This window comes from Chryseobacterium cucumeris, from assembly GCF_016775705.1.
In the GTDB taxonomy this organism is placed as follows: Bacteria; Bacteroidota; Bacteroidia; order Flavobacteriales; family Weeksellaceae; genus Chryseobacterium; species Chryseobacterium cupriresistens.
The window spans coordinates 3,037,872-3,055,973 of the sequence record NZ_CP068760.1; the positions used below are offsets into that span (position 1 = coordinate 3,037,872).

General features: G+C 38.0%; 12 protein-coding genes. 10 read left to right on the top strand and 2 right to left on the bottom strand.

All coding sequences use genetic code 11. The annotated features are described in order from the left end of the window. Position 1 precedes the first annotated feature (1 nt). The 5 genes from JNG87_RS13650 to JNG87_RS13670 all read left to right on the top strand — a co-directional run bounded on the left by JNG87_RS13650 (position 2) and on the right by JNG87_RS13670 (position 11,097). A complete protein-coding gene (locus JNG87_RS13650; RefSeq protein ID WP_202838894.1) occupies positions 2-1,330 on the top strand; it encodes a hydroxymethylglutaryl-CoA synthase family protein in 1,329 nt (442 codons plus the stop codon). A gap of 613 nt (positions 1,331-1,943) precedes the next feature. Further along, the gene (locus tag JNG87_RS13655; protein ID WP_202838895.1) at positions 1,944-4,742 is read left to right on the top strand and encodes a SusC/RagA family TonB-linked outer membrane protein; all 2,799 of its coding nucleotides are present in this window, start codon (positions 1,944-1,946) and stop codon (positions 4,740-4,742) included. A gap of 14 nt (positions 4,743-4,756) precedes the next feature. After that, on the top strand, positions 4,757-6,220 hold the full coding sequence (locus tag JNG87_RS13660; protein ID WP_202838896.1) for a RagB/SusD family nutrient uptake outer membrane protein: 1,464 nt from the start codon (positions 4,757-4,759) through the stop codon (positions 6,218-6,220). 572 nt (positions 6,221-6,792) lie between these two features. Next, a complete protein-coding gene (locus JNG87_RS13665) occupies positions 6,793-9,633 on the top strand; it encodes a SusC/RagA family TonB-linked outer membrane protein (RefSeq protein WP_202838897.1) in 2,841 nt (946 codons plus the stop codon). 12 nt (positions 9,634-9,645) lie between these two features. Beyond that, the gene (locus JNG87_RS13670) at positions 9,646-11,097 is read left to right on the top strand and encodes a RagB/SusD family nutrient uptake outer membrane protein (protein ID WP_202838898.1); all 1,452 of its coding nucleotides are present in this window, start codon (positions 9,646-9,648) and stop codon (positions 11,095-11,097) included. 82 nt (positions 11,098-11,179) lie between these two features. Here JNG87_RS13670 and JNG87_RS13675 read toward each other — a convergent pair whose 3' ends face one another. After that, on the bottom strand, positions 11,180-12,106 hold the full coding sequence (locus JNG87_RS13675; RefSeq protein WP_202838899.1) for a helix-turn-helix domain-containing protein: 927 nt from the start codon (positions 12,104-12,106) through the stop codon (positions 11,180-11,182). A 182-nt stretch (positions 12,107-12,288) separates the two neighbouring features. On the opposite strand from JNG87_RS13675, the gene JNG87_RS13680 reads away from it, so the two are divergent. The 3 genes from JNG87_RS13680 (at position 12,289) to JNG87_RS13690 (ending at position 15,538) form a co-directional block, all read left to right on the top strand. Next, a complete protein-coding gene (locus tag JNG87_RS13680) occupies positions 12,289-13,818 on the top strand; it encodes an aldehyde dehydrogenase family protein (protein ID WP_202838900.1) in 1,530 nt (509 codons plus the stop codon). A 212-nt stretch (positions 13,819-14,030) separates the two neighbouring features. Further along, a complete protein-coding gene (gene adhP / locus JNG87_RS13685; protein WP_110010178.1) occupies positions 14,031-15,065 on the top strand; it encodes an alcohol dehydrogenase AdhP in 1,035 nt (344 codons plus the stop codon). 89 nt (positions 15,066-15,154) lie between these two features. Then, positions 15,155-15,538, top strand: a complete 384-nt coding sequence (locus JNG87_RS13690) for a DUF779 domain-containing protein (RefSeq protein ID WP_202838901.1) — start codon at positions 15,155-15,157, stop codon at positions 15,536-15,538. A gap of 17 nt (positions 15,539-15,555) precedes the next feature. Here the strand turns inward: JNG87_RS13690 and JNG87_RS13695 are convergent, their stop codons facing one another. Beyond that, the gene (locus JNG87_RS13695; protein ID WP_202838902.1) at positions 15,556-16,755 is read right to left on the bottom strand and encodes a dicarboxylate/amino acid:cation symporter; all 1,200 of its coding nucleotides are present in this window, start codon (positions 16,753-16,755) and stop codon (positions 15,556-15,558) included. A 93-nt stretch (positions 16,756-16,848) separates the two neighbouring features. On the opposite strand from JNG87_RS13695, the gene JNG87_RS13700 reads away from it, so the two are divergent. Beyond that, positions 16,849-17,763 (top strand): DnaJ C-terminal domain-containing protein, encoded by a 915-nt coding sequence (locus JNG87_RS13700; protein WP_110010175.1) that lies wholly within the window; start codon positions 16,849-16,851, stop codon positions 17,761-17,763. A gap of 3 nt (positions 17,764-17,766) precedes the next feature. Next, positions 17,767-18,069: a chaperone modulator CbpM gene (locus tag JNG87_RS13705; RefSeq protein WP_079242769.1), complete on the top strand. Its 303-nt coding sequence runs from the start codon at positions 17,767-17,769 to the stop codon at positions 18,067-18,069. Positions 18,070-18,102: the final 33 nt, after the last annotated feature.

The following is an 18,102-nucleotide window of genomic DNA, read 5'->3' on the forward strand; positions in this document are numbered from 1 at the left end:
TATGAGTTTTGGAATTGAAGCAGCGGGTTATTATGTGCCTGGTTTATATTTGGAGATTAAGGATTTAGCAGAAAAAAGAGGGATAGAGCCGGCGAAATTGGAAAAAGGCCTGGGTCTTCATAAAATGGGACTTTCTGATGTTCACGAAGACGCTGCCACTTTTGCAGCAGAAGCGTTACTGAAGCTTATAAAAGATTATGAGATCAACCCTGAGGAAATGGCAAGAGTATATCTGGGAACAGAAAGTGCTGTAGATGCGGCAAAACCTACAGCTTCCTATGCTGTACAAATGGTAGAAAAAGTATTGGAAGAAGAATTTGGAACAAGATGTTTCAGAAACTGTGATGTGCTTGATATGACTTTTGCCTGCGTAGGGGGAGTAGATGCTTTACACAATGCTCTGGACTTTGTGAGGGTAAATCCTGATAAAAAAGCAGTTGTGATAGCCAGTGATTATGCAAAATATGAATTGGCTTCTTCAGGAGAATATACACAGGGAGGTGGCGCGGTAGCCCTTTTGGTTTCATCCAAACCGGACCTTCTTGAAATTGAAAATAATTGGGGAGTTGCTTCAGAAAGTGTTTTTGATTTTTTCAAACCCAGAAGATCATATAAAAAAGAAGACTTGAATGGGGCCCCTGAAACATATCCAGAAAAGATTGAAATTTTTACAGATGAGCCTGTTTTTGACGGACAATATTCTAACCAATGCTATCAGGATAGAATAAAAGAAGCTTATTATCATTATAAAGAATTAACAGGACAGGATAGACCATATGAAAACTGGGAGTATATTATCTTCCATCTTCCTTATGCCTTCCACGGAAAAAGAGTTTTCACAGAAATCTACAGTCTGGAGAATGGTCTTTCCTATGAAACTGCAGATGAACAGAAAGCAATCGCTAAGTCAGAAAATTATCTGAAATTAATCAATGATAAGATAGAAAAGACCCAGAGAGCTTCTTCTGAGATCGGGAATATGTACACCGCTTCTATTTTTATGGCATTTCTTTCTGCTTTACAGACATCTTTTAATGAAAATGAAGAACTTTCAGGAAAAGAAATTGGCTTTGTGGGATATGGAAGCGGATCGAAATCAAAGGTGTTTGCCGGGAAGGTATCCGGAAACTGGCGAAAAGTAGCAGAAAAATGGAATTTATTTGAAAATTTGAACAGCAGAACTGCTGTGGACTTTGAAACCTATGAAAAGCTTCACAGAAAGCAGCTGAAAGATTCTGTAAATAAAAATTACAAAGGCTTTGGACTTGTCTCTATTGAAACAGAAAATCCTGTTTTAATCGGAGCAAGATACTATCATTACCAGAAGTAACTATATTCTCAGTAAAATTGTATAAAAGCATCTCATACTTCGGGATGCTTTACTTTTTTATCTATAGAGATATTATGGTATTTTACAGTTGGATTATTTGTAATTTTAATAATGAGACAGTCAAAAAACGACAATAAATGCTGTGTGAAATTCTCTACAATTCATTTGAACTCAGTAAACAGTAAATGAACGGTTTTTTTAATTGTTATGATGAATAAAAAATTCTGAAACAGGAATTCTCTGTTGGCAGAAGGCTGTTTTTTATATAAAATTTAAGAAGAAAGCCTGTTTTTCACTCCATTTTCTTTAAATTGGTGAATTATTTATATGTATTTTTTACTTCACAATTTGTTATTAATGTTTATTTTTTTAATCATTTATTTTAAATTAATGAAAATTGATTTTAATTTTAAAATTTATTAAAATTTCGTTAATATACAAATTGACTTATTTTTTGTTAATTTTTTAAATATTTTCAAAATGATTTCTCATCATTTTTTTTAGATGAATGTGAATCTCTCTGTTCTGGAAGCGTGTTTTCAGCATTCAGCGAATTGATGTTATAGATATTTATCGACATATTTGTCGCTTGAATATATTAAAATCTGTTAATATGAATGTGAAGTTACATGTATTAAGTGCAGGAGCTTTGTTTTTTTTGGGACAAGCTGCTTTTGCGCAAAAATCTAAGAATGATTCTGTTCTGAAGGAGAATAAGATCGATGAAGTAATCGTTACTGGATACCAGAAGAAAAAAGCAGATGAAATTACCCAGGCTCAGGCTGTTGTTGGTGGTGATGAAATCAGAAGAAACTCTCCTACAACATCTATCGGTAACTCTTTACAGGGTAGAGCTTCAGGGGTATTTGTACAAAGTACTACCGGGCAGCCAGGTGCTGCTGCTACCATCCAGGTAAGAGGGATTGCCGGTGTTGGTGGTTCTTCAGAGCCTACTTATGTAGTAAACGGGATGTATATGACTGCAAGACAGTTCAGTGCAATCAACCCTGCAGACGTAGAGTCTATTTCAATTCTTAAAGATGCCGCTGCTACAGCACAGTATGGTGCGAGGGGAGCAAACGGGGTAGTAGTAGTAACTACTAAAGCCGGAAAAGCTGGGAAAACTCATTACTCATTTGAGACTAAATTTGGTTTTAGTGAAAGGCTTAAGGATAATAACTACACCATGATGAATTCAAGAGAGTTGATGGATTTCCAGAATCAATTGGGATACCTTGGATTTAAACCAAGATCTCAGGAAGAAATGGATAGATTGGCTGCTTATGATCATAACTGGCAAAAAGATCTGTTGAAGCCTTCAAGCATCCAGTCTTACTTATTCAGTGCCCAGGGTGGTTCCAGAGAGAGTACTTTCTATTACTCTTTAGGATATGATTCTGATAACGGGATTATCAGAGATATCGACGGACTTAAGAGATATACAGGTAACTTTGGATTTACCAATAAACTGAGTGAAAAACTGAACGTAGGGATTAACCTGGGGGTTCAGTATCAGGAAACTCAGAATTTTATGGACAGAAACAATACGCAGAACCCATTCGGAGCCATGTATAAATATGCTCCATATGAACCGGTTTATAATGCTGATGGTAGCTATAATCAAACAATGAGAGCGGGTTCTAACGTTGTTGAGCAGATCCGTAATTACAGACTGGATGATCAGAGGTTAAGAATCCCGGTTACTTTATTCGCAGAATATAAAATTATCGATGGTCTGAAGTTTAAAACAAACTTTAACGGACTTTTCGATTGGTACATGGGAACTCAGTGGTTGAAGAAAGGCTCAAACCTTGATTTAACGTTAAACAACAAAATTCCTACAGGGTCATTGAACAAAAATTCATTCTACACATTTAACTATACCTGGAACAACTCCATTAACTATAAAAAGTCATACGGAAGCCACAACTTCGATTTCTTAGGATTTATCGAATATAACGATAACTACAACGAAACGATGAATGGAGGGGCTTACGGATTGAAATCTCCGGTAATCAATGTTCCATCTATTACTACACCTTCAGATAGAAATACATTTACTGGAGTTAAAGTAAGAAATACTTTATTCAGTTTAGCGGGGATGTTAAACTATGACTATGAAGGTAGATATTTGGTAACAGGATCGTTGAGAAGAGATGCTTCTTCAAGATTTGGTGCCAATAACCAAAGTGGTATTTTCTGGTCTGCAAGTGCAGCCTGGAATATCGCGAAGGAAGACTTCATGAAAGGTGGGTTTATTAATGATTTAAAGCTTAGAGGATCTTACGGTACTACAGGTAATGATGGTACTTTACCTGATTATTATAATGTCAATAATATCAGCTACGGTTTATATGGTGCTAACGGTACTTCTTATCCGGGAACAGTTTCAAAAGGTGATTATATTATTGGTAACAGCAATCTTAAATGGGAGTCTAATGCGATTACCAACTTAGGAGTTGATTTTACGATGTGGAACAGAAGAATTCGCGGATCCGTAGAAGTATATCAGAACAAGAGAAAAGATTTCGTACAGCTTGTACCTTTGGATAAACAGGAAGGTGGATACTACCAGTATATCAATGCAGGAGACATGTCTCAGAAAGGACTTGAAGTTGAACTTAGTGTAGATGTGATCAAACAAAAAGATTTCCAATGGAATCTACATGCTAACATCTCTTTCCAGAAGTCTGTTCTTGACAGGCTAGCAGGTGACCAGACAGAAAGAAATTTAGGATATACTTATCTTAAAGTAGGTGAAACTCCATATGTATTCTATAATGTTAGGTTTGCAGGAGTAGATCCAAGTAACGGAAAAGCATTATATTATGATAAAGCTGGAAACGTTACGGATGTTTACAGTGCTTCAAATGCTGTTCCTCTCACTGATAAGTCTCCATTCCCAAAAAGTTTTGGTGGATTCGGAACTACAGTTCAGTACAAAGGACTTGATTTCAGTGCAGATTTTGCATTTAAGCTGGGCGGATATACTTATAACAACATGTATTTTGCCGCTGTTAATCCAACTTTGGCTGTTGCAGGTAGAAATATGGCACAGGCTGCTGCTCAGGTTTGGCAAAATCCTGGAGACACAGGAGTATTCCAGAAAGTTGACTCAAATGGTATGCGTGATTCTGATCAGTGGATTGAAAAATCAGATTACCTGAGATTAAGATCACTTACATTAGGATATACATTTGATAAAGCATTCCTTGGAGAAGGATCGCCAATTAATAAGCTAAGAGCATATGTACAGGGGCAAAATTTATTTACGGTAACTAAATTCCACGGAGAACCTGAAGTTTCTGTAGGATCCGCTGACTCATCATCATTATTTGTTCCCGGATCATTTAACCTTTATACTTATCCTGCTGTCAGAACAATCCTGGTAGGATTGCAATTAGAATTTTAATATTGAATAGCTTTATGAAAAAGAATATAATAAAAATAAGTTTAGCTGCGTTAACTGCCTTTGTATCGTTAACGTCTTGTGACAGAAATTTAGATCAAATCTCATCAATCAATGAAGATCAGGAGCAGGCAATGACGAGACCTGAGACCTTCAGACAGGCCATGGACGGTGCCTATACAGCGCTTAAAGGAGCTGGGTATTATACGAGTGATACAGGAAACCAACTTATCATGGGTGATCTTACCACTGATAACCTGGTTCGTACAACTACAGGAAGAAATACCAATTTTGCGGCGTCAAACTTCGAATTCTCATCCGATAATTCACAGACAACAGGTTTGTTTAGTGCAGCTTATCTTGTAATCAGCAGAGCTAATTTTGTTTTGAAATATATCAATAACGGAGTATTATCCGGAACACAGAAAACAAATTTGGAAGCTGAAGCAAGAGCATTAAGAGCAATAGCTCATTTTGATATTGTGAGAGCGTATTCCCAAATCCCAACTCAATCTGCAGGAGCTAAAAATACGATCGGAATTTATTATTCTGAAACATATTCTCCTTTAAGTAATACATCATCCCGAAATCTTACTGTTGATCAGGTATATGATAAAATTACAGCAGATCTATTATTTGCTGCTGATAATATAACTCAGAATGATGCTGATAAAGGAAGATTGAGCAAAGCAGCTATATACGGATTATTGTCCAGAATTGATCTTTATAGAGGAGACTATGTTAATACTATCAAATATGGTGAATTAGCATTAAACCTTTCTCCAAGTATCACAACATTGGATAACTTTACAAGAATCTGGAAAGAAAACGAAGGTATATCCAGAATTACTGATGGAGTATTATTCCAGATATCGAACTCTGCAGCCGAGCAAAATACGGTAGGAGTTGCATACAACCAGTCAGTTCCGGCTTTAAGATCAGAATTTGTTGTAGATTACGATTTATATACAGCTTATACATCAAATGATGTTAGAAAAGGAGCTTACTTTACTGTGGGTACATATAGCGGACAAAAATACAACCACGTTACAAAATATTCTGGTAATGGTGGTCCTTCTAATATTGTACCGGTTAAATATCTTAGATCTGCTGAAGTATTATTGAATGTAGCTGAAGCATATTACAGAACAGGTAATGGTGCACAGGCTTTGGTTCTATTAAATAAATTAAGAGCTGAAAGATATTCATCATTTACACCTGGTACAGAAACAGGACAGGCTCTTTTAGATGCTATCCTGAAAGAAAGAAGACTGGAGCTTGCATTTGAAAATGACAGATGGTATACATTGAAGAGATTAAACCTTGCCGTTCAGAGATCAGGTAAAGGAGATCTTTTTGATGGTACCGGTACCCCTGCAGTTGCACAGACTCTTGAAGCTGGAAGCTACAAGTGGCAGTGGCCAATTCCTATTTCTGCTATTCAGGCAAACCCGAATATTAAGCAGAATGATCAGTATTAATCATATTTAATTTTGAGGGATCCTATTCTTATGGGAGTAAAATTGTATACTCGAAAATAATATATTTTAATATTAAAAGTAAAGGCATTTCATTATATGGAATGCTTTTATTTTTTGTCCTGTCCTGAAATAAGTTGACAGTTAGTTCGCTTATGTTGTGGAAGATCAGGAATTAAAAGTTGAAAAGCGAATGCAATGAAATGATGATATTGGCTTTAAATTATGAGTCGTATTTGTGATATAAGGATAATTTTATTACTATTTTATATGGATTTTACCTGGGTGAAAACAGTATTTTATTTATTACAATTCATTTTTAAACTGATTTTTTTAGTTAATTGTTTGCATTAAAGCTGACCTTACGAAATTTTTAAAACTTCTTAATATTGTGTTAATATTATGTTGTCCGGGATTTTTTTTACTTTTTTTCAAATCACTTCTTGTTTGATTTTTTAAAATTGCTTTTTTAACGAAATTATTGCACTTTAAATTGTTGTTTATCAGTTGTTTAATGTTTGTTTCTGCTTGCATTTATTAACATATTTGTCTATGGATATTAAAATGTGTTAAATATGAATGTTAAACTTTATGCATTAAGTGTAGGTGTTTTGTTCTTTTCGGGACATACGGTGTATGCACAGAAAACGAAAAATGATACCATCCGGAAAGAAATCGAAGGAGTTATTGTAACAGGGTATCAAAAAAAGACCAAAGATGAAATTGCCCAGGCTCAGTCTGTTATTACGGCTGACGAGTTAAAAACCCAAACTCCCGCAACTTCTATAGGTAATATGCTGCAGGGGCGTGCTTCTGGAGTATTTGTACAGGCTAAAAACGGACAACCGGGAGCTGCTGCTGAAATTAATATTCGAGGTATAGCAGGTTTTAGCGGAAGTTCAGAACCTTTATATGTCGTGGATGGTATATATATGACAGCCAGACAATTCAGCGCAGTTAATGGAAATGATATTGAAAGCATGGTAGTGCTTAAAGATGCTGCAGCAACTGCCCAGTATGGCTCAAGAGGAGCAAATGGAGTGATTGTTGTCACTACAAAAAAGGGTAGAAGTGGCAGAACCCAGTATTCATTTGAAAGCAGGCTCGGATTTTCAGAAAAAATTTCTGATAAAGAACTTAATTTCGAAATGATGAATTCTGCCCAAAAACTGCAATATGAAAGAGAAATGAATGCACTCGGGCTTGGTGGGCTGCCGGTTTATACCCCTGCGGATGAAGAAGCTCTTCTGAAGCTAGACCATAACTGGCAAAAAGATATTTTAAGAACTTCTTTTCTTCAGAGTTATCTGCTTTCTGCAAGAGGTGGAGGTGCTAAAAATAAATTCTACTACTCTCTCGGATATGATAAAGATGATGGTATTGTACGTGATATAAATGGTCTTGACAGATATACAGGAAGGTTTAATTTTGAAAATAACCTAAGTGACAGACTAAAAGTAGGATTAGACCTGGGGGCTGCCTACCAGAATACTCAGAATATTCGCGACAGAAATAATACCCAAAGCCCGTTTGGTGCAATGTACAGGTACAATCCGTTTGAGCCGGTATATAATTCTGACGGATCCTACAATATAAAACTGAGAGCAGGATCAAATGTGGTTGAATCATTAAGAAATGTGCCCGATATTGAACAACGATTAAGGGTATCCGGAAATATATTTGGGGAGTATAAATTCAATGACGGATTGTCCTACAGAATGTACTTTAATTCTTTATATGACAATCTGGTAAATACTACAAATGTTAAAAAAGGTTCACAGTTAGATATTACGACCAACGGAGCCAACGGATTAGGCAAACTGACCAAATCAACATTCTACACATTCAATTATATTTATGGAAACCGGTTGGATTTCAGGAAACAATTGAACGATCACTATGTGGGTGCAACAGGTATTGTAGAGTTTAGCAATGAATTTACAGAAGATATTACAGCAAGTGGTACCAACTATAAAAATCCCAATTCTGATGTACCTTCTAATACAACTCCGTCAGATAAAAATACCTTTACAGGAAATAAGATAAGAAGTACCCTGTTCTCATTATTAGGCCTTTTTGAATATAATTATCAGAAAAAATACTTAGTCACAGCTTCTATTCGTCAGGACAAAAGCTCGAAATTCGGTGCCAATAACAAATCAGGGATTTTCTGGAGCAGCAGTGTAGCATGGAATATCGGCAAGGAAGATTTTCTCAGCCAAAACTTTTTTAATGATCTTAAGCTAAGGGCATCTTATGGGATAACCGGTAATGACAGAAATATACCCAATTATGCCAATATAGGATATGTTGCTTATGGAGATTACGGAACAGGAGGAACAATGATTCCTACAGATGTTATAGGAAATCCTGATATTAAATGGGAAACCAACAGAACAACCAATTTAGGAATTGATTTTGCATTTCTGAAAAGCAGATTCAGAGGTGCTGCAGAAGTATACCGTTCAGACCGTAAAGATTTTATCCAGCTCCTGCCTATGCCTTATGAATCGGGAAATTATTCTATATACCAAAACCTTGGTAATATGCGTACTGAAGGAATTGAGACAGAATTTACCTTTGATGTCATCAAAAAGGAGAATATAAAACTCTCATTACGAGGCAACGCTTCCTGGCAAAGAGCTAAAATAATTTCTCTTGATGGCATAAATACACGGAGAAATTTAGGTGAAACTTCTTTAATGGTAGGAGAAACACCTTATTTCTACAGGCTGGTAGAATATGCCGGAGTGAATTCTGCTGATGGAAAAGCACTATACTATACAGACAGAACTACCCCGGATAAAGGAGAAAATTTTTATTCAGTGAATGGAAGAACAGCCACAGATGTTTACAATGCCACTTTGGATAAAAAAGATATCACAGATAAAAGCCCGCTGCCAAAATTTTTTGGTGGATTCGGGCTAAGCCTTGAAGCTTATGGATTTGACCTTTCCGCAGACTTTTCTTTCAAAACAGGTGCATATACCTATAATTATCAGTCACAAATGTTGCAGAATCCTTCCAACAGAAAAAATAATATGAGTGTAGATGCATTTAATTACTGGAAAAATCCCGGAGATACCGATGTTCTGCCGAAGCCGACAACTTTAGGACTGAGAGCATCTGACCAGTTTCTGGAAAAATCAGATTATCTGAGATTCCGGACCTTGATGATTGGCTATACTTTCAGTAAAAAAAGTCTGGGCAATAAAGTTCCGCTCAACTCATTAAGAATATATGTGCAGGCTCAGAATTTATTAACGTGGACCAGTTTTAAAGGAGATCCGGAGGTAGCAGTAGGATCCGGAGAGAGTCAGCTGCAGGCTGGTCAAACCTATGTGGCAGGTTCATTTGCACAATTCGGTTATCCGGCTGTCAGACAGTTTATGTTCGGTATTCAGGTAGAATTTTAAAATGTAAAAAAAATGAAAAAGTTAATTATATCGGGATTATTCCTTTCTCTGTTGACTGCAGCTTCTTGCGAAAGAGATTTGGATCAGTATTCAAGTAAAAATACATTGTCTGATCAGGCATTTCAAACCTCCTCGGATTACAGATTGGCATTAGACGGAATCTATGATGTCATGAAAGAAACAGGTTATTTCTCAGGCGATAGTGGAAACCAGAATATTATGGCAGATATCACATCTGATAATTTAATTCAGAGCCCTTCAGGCAGATTATCCAATAACAGAGCCTGGATTTTAGAATTTGGTGCCGACGACGGTCAGACCACAGCTCTGTATAGCGCAGCATACCAGGCAATTTCGAGAGCTAATTTTGTTTTGGAAAACCTGGGTAAAGGAATCCTTTCCCCTGCAGATGCCTTGAAAGTTGAGGCAGAAGCAAGAGCCCTAAGAGGAATTATTCATTTTGATCTTGTAAGGGCATATTGCAAAATACCTACTCAGTCTGCGGATGCCAACAGTTCTTTAGGAATAGCATATATGACAACTACTTCCAATAGTCCGGTAACGAGAGATCTGACCGTAACTCAGGTTTATGATAAAATTATAGGAGATCTGGAGTTTGCAAGAATCAATATTCCTCAGACAAATGACACAGCTGCACCATTTACGAAAGGCAGGCTTAATAAAGCTGCAATAGCCGGTTTACTCTCAAGAGTGTATCTGTACAGAGGAGATAATACAAAAGCGCTTCAGACAGCGGAAGAATCCATTGCTCTTTCGCCAAGTGTAGGATCAATTGATAATTTCCCTTCAGTCTGGAACAATACCAATCAGGACGGAACTTTGCTTGAAATACTGAATTCTGATGCAGAAAAGGTTACAGTGGGCGTTTCATATAATCAGATTGTGGGAGGTGCTATCAAATCTGAATTTGTAGTTTATAAAGATTTTTATAATATGTATACCTCTAAAGATATCAGAAAAAGTACCTATTTCCAGGTAAGTTCCTATTCAGGCCAAAGCTATATAAATGTTATAAAATATAATACCAGAGGATCTTTACCAAATGTTGTAAATTACAAATACCTCAGAACGGCAGAAGTTTACCTTAACGGTGCTGAAGCAGCTTATACCTCTAATCCTGCCCGAGCTCTTGCATTGCTTAATATTCTTAGAAAATCAAGGTATTCTGATTATACCCCACTAAACCTTACAGGGATAGCGTTGTGGAATGAAATTCAGAAAGAAAGAAGATTGGAACTCATGGGAGAAGATGACAGATGGTACACCCTCAAGAGATTAGGACTTGGTTTGACGAGACCTGCTCTGGGCGCCTTAAGTACAGGAGGAGGTGCTCCTGCTCCCACACTTAACCTGCCTTCTTCAAGCTACAAATGGCAATGGCCGATTCCATTGGGAGCAATTAATATTAATTCTTCTATTCAGCAAAATGAAGGTTATAAATAAGGACCTATGGTAGTTCGCTGATCAAAAATTAACGGGACTGTACTTTTGCGGACAGTCTCGTTTTTTTTACAAATTCACCATTTTATTTAGGAAATATTATTTTATCCTGATAACTTTTCGGAGTCACTCCTTCCAGTTGTTTAAATACTCTTGTAAAATAGTTCGTATCTGAAAATCCCGTCTGAAAAGCAGTTTCCTTGATGCTGGTCCGGCTTGCCAGCAATTCCTTCGCTTTGCTGATTCTTTCCTGCAAAATGAAATCATTGGGAGATGTTCCTAACTCATCTTTGAACATTTTAAAGAAATTCGACTTACTTACATAAGCCAGCTTGGCAATACTGTCGATCGATAATTTCTGATGCAGGTTTCTTTTAATATAATCTACTGCAAAACCTATCCTGGATTTATTTTTTACAATATTCTTTTCCACCATTCTCCTTGCCTGAGTCTGCATCAGCCTTATCAGAAGTTCTTTCAATGCAAAATCAGCCATGATATCTTTTTGAGAATTATCATCCATGGCAATTCTCATAATATTGTTGGTGGCAGAAGCAAGTGCTTTATTATTAAACAGAAAATACTCATCAAGCTGAATGTTCCATTGGGAAGTTTCATCTACTTTAGGAAGATGGTAATTCAGATAGTTGAGAGAATCCTCAATAAAATCAGGATTAAGGCTTAAAGAAATACATTGGGTAGGAGTTTCATCCGCCTCAGGAAAATCAATCACCATTGTTTCTCCCGGGGCTACCAGAATGCTTTCTCCCGGATAATAATCAAAGTAACTGGTCTTATTATCCAGTTTCATATGTTTTTTGCCCCTCAGCATTGCCGTAAATGCAATGTTTTCAAAATGAAGTTTTACATCAAAAGCGGCCTGGTGAGTCTCATAAATGCTGAACTCACAATTGTTTAGATTGAATTTCGTCTGGTTTTCAACAAGACTCAATAGTTGGCTCTCCTTTCTTAATTCAGGAGTGTTTAATAAAATCTTACTATTGTTATTCATTTCTAAATTTTTTTGAAAAAGAGGTAACTCAAATATAGAAAATTTGAGTGTACGTTGCTGTTAATAAAATACTAAAATTGAACCTCTTGCACTATTTTCCACTTTTTTTATACGATTGTGCTATACTCTTTCTGGCTTCTCAGTGTAATTTGGCGTTATCGAAAAATAAAAACAATACTAATATGAGCACTATTACAGAACCAAGATCAACAATGCTTTTACAGCGCCCGGAGTTTAAAAACAGATACGATAATTATATTGACGGGAAATTCACTCCACCCGTTAAAGGACAGTATTTTGACGTGGTTTCCCCGGTAGATGGCAAAAATTTCACCCAGGTAGCACACTCGTCCAAAGAAGACCTGGAACTGGCTGTAGATGCAGCTGAAAAAGCATTTCAAACATGGAAAAATACTTCTTCTACAGAAAGAAGCATCATCCTGAACAAAATTGCAGACAGGATGGAACAGAACCTGGAATACCTTGCTACAGTAGAAACAATAGATAACGGAAAAGCTGTAAGAGAAACATTGGCAGCAGATCTACCTTTAGCTATTGATCATTTCAGATACTTTGCGTCTGTGATCCGCGCTGAAGAAGGATCTCATAACGAACTGGACAAAGATACCGTGTCCCTCATCGTGCATGAACCTCTTGGAGTGATTGCACAGATCATCCCATGGAATTTCCCGATCCTGATGGCAGTATGGAAACTGGCTCCCGCATTGGCTGCAGGAAACTGCGTCGTGTTGAAACCGGCAGAAAGTACACCTGTTTCTATTATGGTTTTAATGGAATTGATCGGTGATCTTTTACCGGCAGGAGTTATTAATATTGTTAACGGATTTGGAGCAGAACTTGGAAGGGCGCTCGTTACCAATCCGAAAGTTGCCAAAGCAGCATTTACAGGATCTACTGCAACAGGACGTCTGGTAATGCAGTACGCTACAGAAAATATTATTCCGGTAACGTTGGAATTGGGAGGAAAATCACCCAATGTTTTCTTCAATTCTGTAATGGATGCAGATGATGAATTTTTAGATAAAGCCATAGAAGGAGCTGTTCTTTTTGCCCTTAACCAGGGAGAAATCTGCACATGTCCTTCAAGATTACTGGTTCAGGAAGGAATTGCAGATGCCTTTATTGAAAGAGTAATCGAAAGAGTAAAAGCTATTAAAGTAGGAAATCCTTTGGATAAAACCGTAATGATGGGAGCGCAGGCTTCGCAGATCCAGAAAGATAAAATCCTTTCCTATATCCAGTTGGGAATAGATGAAGGAGCAGAAATATTGGTGGGTGGAGATGTCAATCACCTGGGAGAAGATCTTGAAGACGGCTACTACATTCAGCCTACCATTTTCAAAGGAAACAACAGAATGAGAATTTTCCAGGAAGAAATTTTCGGGCCTGTGCTGGCATTTACCACTTTCAAAGATGAAGAAGAGGCCGTGAAAATTGCCAATGATACGATCTACGGACTGGGAGCAGGTGTATGGACCAGAGATGCCCACCAGCTGTACAATATTCCAAGACAGATTGAAGCAGGTAGAGTATGGGTAAACCAATATCACTCTTATCCGGCAGGAGCTCCTTTCGGAGGTTACAAACAATCAGGAATAGGAAGAGAGAATCATAAAATGATGCTCGACCATTACCGCCAAACCAAAAACATGCTGATTTCTTATAACAAGAATAAGCTAGGTTTCTTTTAATATTATTATTTAGGACGTGCCCGATTGCCTTGGCTTTATCCAGGGCAAAACGGTCGGGCTATCCAGGGCTGCACTTCGTTTCGGTGCTCCATTGCATTGCGCACCGGCTCGTTCCTCGCCGCCCTTCCTATCCCTCACGCAGGGAAATTTACCTGTTCAGAAGCAGAGATAAAAACTGATAACCTTAAATAACTCAATCCAAAAAAGAAAATATGATTCCAAAAACAATGAAAGCGGCAGTAGTTCAGGGCTACGGCCAACCTTTGAAAATAGAAGAAGTACCTGTAAGAGAACCCGGAAGATATGAAGTCCTGGTTAAAGTCATCGCCTGTGGAGTCTGTCATACAGATTTACATGCTGTGGATGGCGACTGGCCTGCCAAACCTAAGATGCCGCTTATCCCCGGACACGAAGGAGTAGGGATTGTGGTAGCCTGCGGACCGGAAGCTTTTGTGAAAGAAGGAGATGCGGTAGGAGTTCCATGGCTGTACAGTGCTTGCGGATGCTGCGATTATTGCATTACAGGATGGGAAACCCTTTGTGAAGCACAGAAAAACGGAGGGTATAGTGTAGATGGCGGATTTGCAGAATACGTCATTGCAGACTCAAGATATGTGGGACATTTGAAATCTGATGTTAACTTTTTGGAAATTGCCCCAATTTTATGTGCCGGAGTCACAGTTTACAAAGGATTGAAAGAAACAGAAACAAAACCCGGCGAATGGGTAGCCATTTCAGGAATCGGTGGACTGGGACATGTAGCAGTTCAATATGCAAAAGCTATGGGAATGCATGTTGCTGCTATTGATGTAGCAGATGATAAGCTTGAACTGGCGAAAAAATTAGGTGCAGACCTTGTAGTCAATGCAAAAAACACAGATCCTGGAGAATATTTGCATAAAGAAGTCGGCGGAATGCATGGTGCATTGATTACTGCGGTTTCACCTATCGCTTTCAAACAGGGAATAGATGTACTGAGAAGAAAAGGTACCATTGCTCTGAATGGCCTGCCTCCCGGCTCTTTTGAACTCCCTATTTTTGAAACGGTTTTGAAAAGGATCACCGTGAGAGGTTCTATTGTAGGAACCAGAAAAGACTTGCAGGAAGCATTGGATTTTGCCAATGAAGGACTGGTAAAAGCCACCGTTACTCCTGCAAAACTGGAAGATATCAATGATGTATTCGATAAAATGAAAAAAGGACAGATTGACGGCAGAATCGTTTTAGATATTGCCGGCTCAAATTAATTTGATGATGTGTTGCTGATCCCGGCTAGAATGTATTTTACCGGGATCTTTTGTCAATATAAGGTTTACATTAAATCAAAATAAAAACAATGGAAACAAAAAGATCAAGACTTTCCGCTACGGAGCAGGCACTTGAAGTAATTGACAAGCTGGAAGATCAATACGGCCCCCTGATGTTTTACCAGGCAGGAGGATGTTGTGAGGGAACTCAGCCGCAATGTTTTGAAAAAGGAGGTTTCTTTCCCAGAATGAATGATGCCATGATAGGAACCATCAACGGACATGAGTTCTGGATAGACCGCGATTTGTTTGAATACTGGAAATATTCACATTTTACCCTCGATGTTACAGAGGGTTTCGGACCCGGAGGATTCTCTCTGGAAACTCCTTTGGGAAAAACTTTTAAGGTTCATTACAGGCTATTTACCCCGGAAGAATATGAAAACCTCGAACCGGTAAAACGTAGTGAATAGGGTCTTTAACAAAAAAGTCAGACCTTGACAAACCGATTGACAAACATAGCCGCCACAATATCTCCCACAGCATTCAGCACTGTTGCTAAAGGATCTACCAACGTTCCAATAATCATCACCGCAGGAATCGCTTCCTGAGGCAGTTTATAAACAGAAATCATCAGCATTTCCCCAATGTACCCGCCGTTAGGAATTCCACCCGCTACAATACTCACAAAAACAGTAATCCCCAAAGCTAAAAGCAGATTGGCAGGATCAAAAAAATCCTTTCCAATAATTAAAAAGGCTACATAAATCTTGATAATAGATGACATGGAAGATCCGTTTTTATGCAGTGTCGTTCCAATAGGAATCACCAGATTGGCAATAGAATTCGGAATCCCGATTTTGGAAGCCGCCTGTAAATTAGCAGGCATTGTTGCAAAACTGCTGCATGTGCTTATGGCGGTCAAAGTAGGGTAGATCGCATTGGTCCAGAAACTTTTGACTCCATTTTGCCCATTCGCCATAAACGCATAGATGGAAAAGAACACAAGGAAATAAATAACTCCTGCAATATAATATAACCCTAAAGGTTTAGCATAAAATCCAAAAAGTTGTGGCCCTAAAGTAGCGACCTGATAAGCAAAATAAGCGCCCAGACCAATAGGAGCAAGCTTCATCACCAGCAGAAGAAGTTCTTTCATCACTTCATATCCTGAAGCGATAAACACTCTGAAAGGCTGTCCTTTTTCTCCTGTTTTTCTGGCTGCAAACCCTGTCAGGAAAGCAAATACCAAAAGAGCCAGCATATTTCTTCTTGAGAAAAGCTCTGTGAATTCCCCTACTGTAAAGAAACTTACAATTCTGTTGCCCCATGTATCCTCATTGGCCGCTTCTGTTATCATCTCAGAACTTCCAGAGACCCCTGAAACCGGAAAAAGATAGACCGCGCAAATTGTGAAAACAGCTGCTGTGAGAATAAAAAATAAGAAAGTAAGAGCCATTACAAGGATGATTCTTCCAAATTTAGATTGCTGCTCCAGAGAGGCAATAGAATTGGATACCGCAAAAAATACCAAAGGAACCACACTCACAAAAAGAAGATTCAGAAAAATATCTCCCAAAGGTTTAATGTATTCCACAAAACCGGGTGCAACAATTCCTATGATGCTTCCAACAATAATTCCTAAAAGTAAAAATATGATTCCGGAGTAGTTTTTCAATACATCTTTCATGTATGGCTTTTTATCAAAGATAGGTTTATTTTTAACATTCTGTTATACAATTTTCAGACCTAAAATTCATAAATTTGAGTAAACCTCATTTCTATGGCTTATATAGATTATTATAAAATTTTAGGCGTAGATAAAAACGCAACACAGGATGATATCAAAAAAGCCTACCGGAAATTGGCAAGAAAACATCATCCCGATCTCAACCCCGGAGACAAAGAAGCAGAAAAGAAATTCAAAGAACTGAATGAAGCGAACGAAGTGCTGAGTAATCCGGAAAACAGATCAAAATATGACAAGTACGGAGAACACTGGAAGCACGGCGAAGAATACGAAAAAGCCCAGCAGCAACAGCAAAGACAGTATCAACAACAAAGTTATAACGGAGGTTATTCCGGTGCAGACTTTGGTGGAGGTGAAGATTTCTCAGATTTCTTCCAGGATATGTTTGGCGGTGCAGGCGGTGGATTTGGCAGAAGTTCCAGAGGAAGAGCCTCTGGCAAGTTCAAAGGACAGGATATTCATGCTGAACTGAACTTAAATTTAAGGGACGCCGCAACTACTCATCCGCAAACTTTTGAAATCAATGGTAAAAAAGTAAGAATCACGATTCCTGCAGGAGTATATGACGGGCAGCAGATCAAGTTAAAAGGACATGGAAATCCAGGCGTAAATGGAGGACCCAATGGAGATTTATACATTACCTTCAATATCCCGGCTGATCCGGATTTTGAAAGAATCGGCGATGATCTGAAAACCAAAGTCACCATTGATTTGTATACTGCCGTTCTGGGCGGAGAAGTAAAAGTACATACGCTCCATGGAAGTGTAAACCTTAAAGTGAAACCGGAAACCCAAACCGGAATGACGGTAAGACTTAAAGGAAAAGGTTTTCCAGTCTATAAAAAAGAAGGAGAACACGGAGATCTTTTTGTAACCTATGAAGTGAAACTGCCAACCAACCTTACCGAAAAGCAGAAAGAACTTTTTGAACAACTAAAAAATTCCTAAGCTATGAGTGAAAGAATATCACGGGAAGAACTCGTAAAAATCTATAATATAGAAATTACTTTTTTTGATGAACTTGTAGATTACGGGCTGCTGAATATTCAGATTGAAAACAATATTCATTATCTGATGTATGAAGATCTGCCTGACCTGGAAAAATTTGCCAACTGGCATTATGATCTCGAAATTAACCTGCCCGGCCTTGAAGTGATTCATAATATGCTGAAAAAACTGGATGCTCTGAACCGCAGAAACAGAGAACTCATGAATAAACTTTCTGCCATAAGTGATCAATATGAAGATATTTAGTTTAGTTTTGTAGCTTTTTAAAGCAAACTCTAT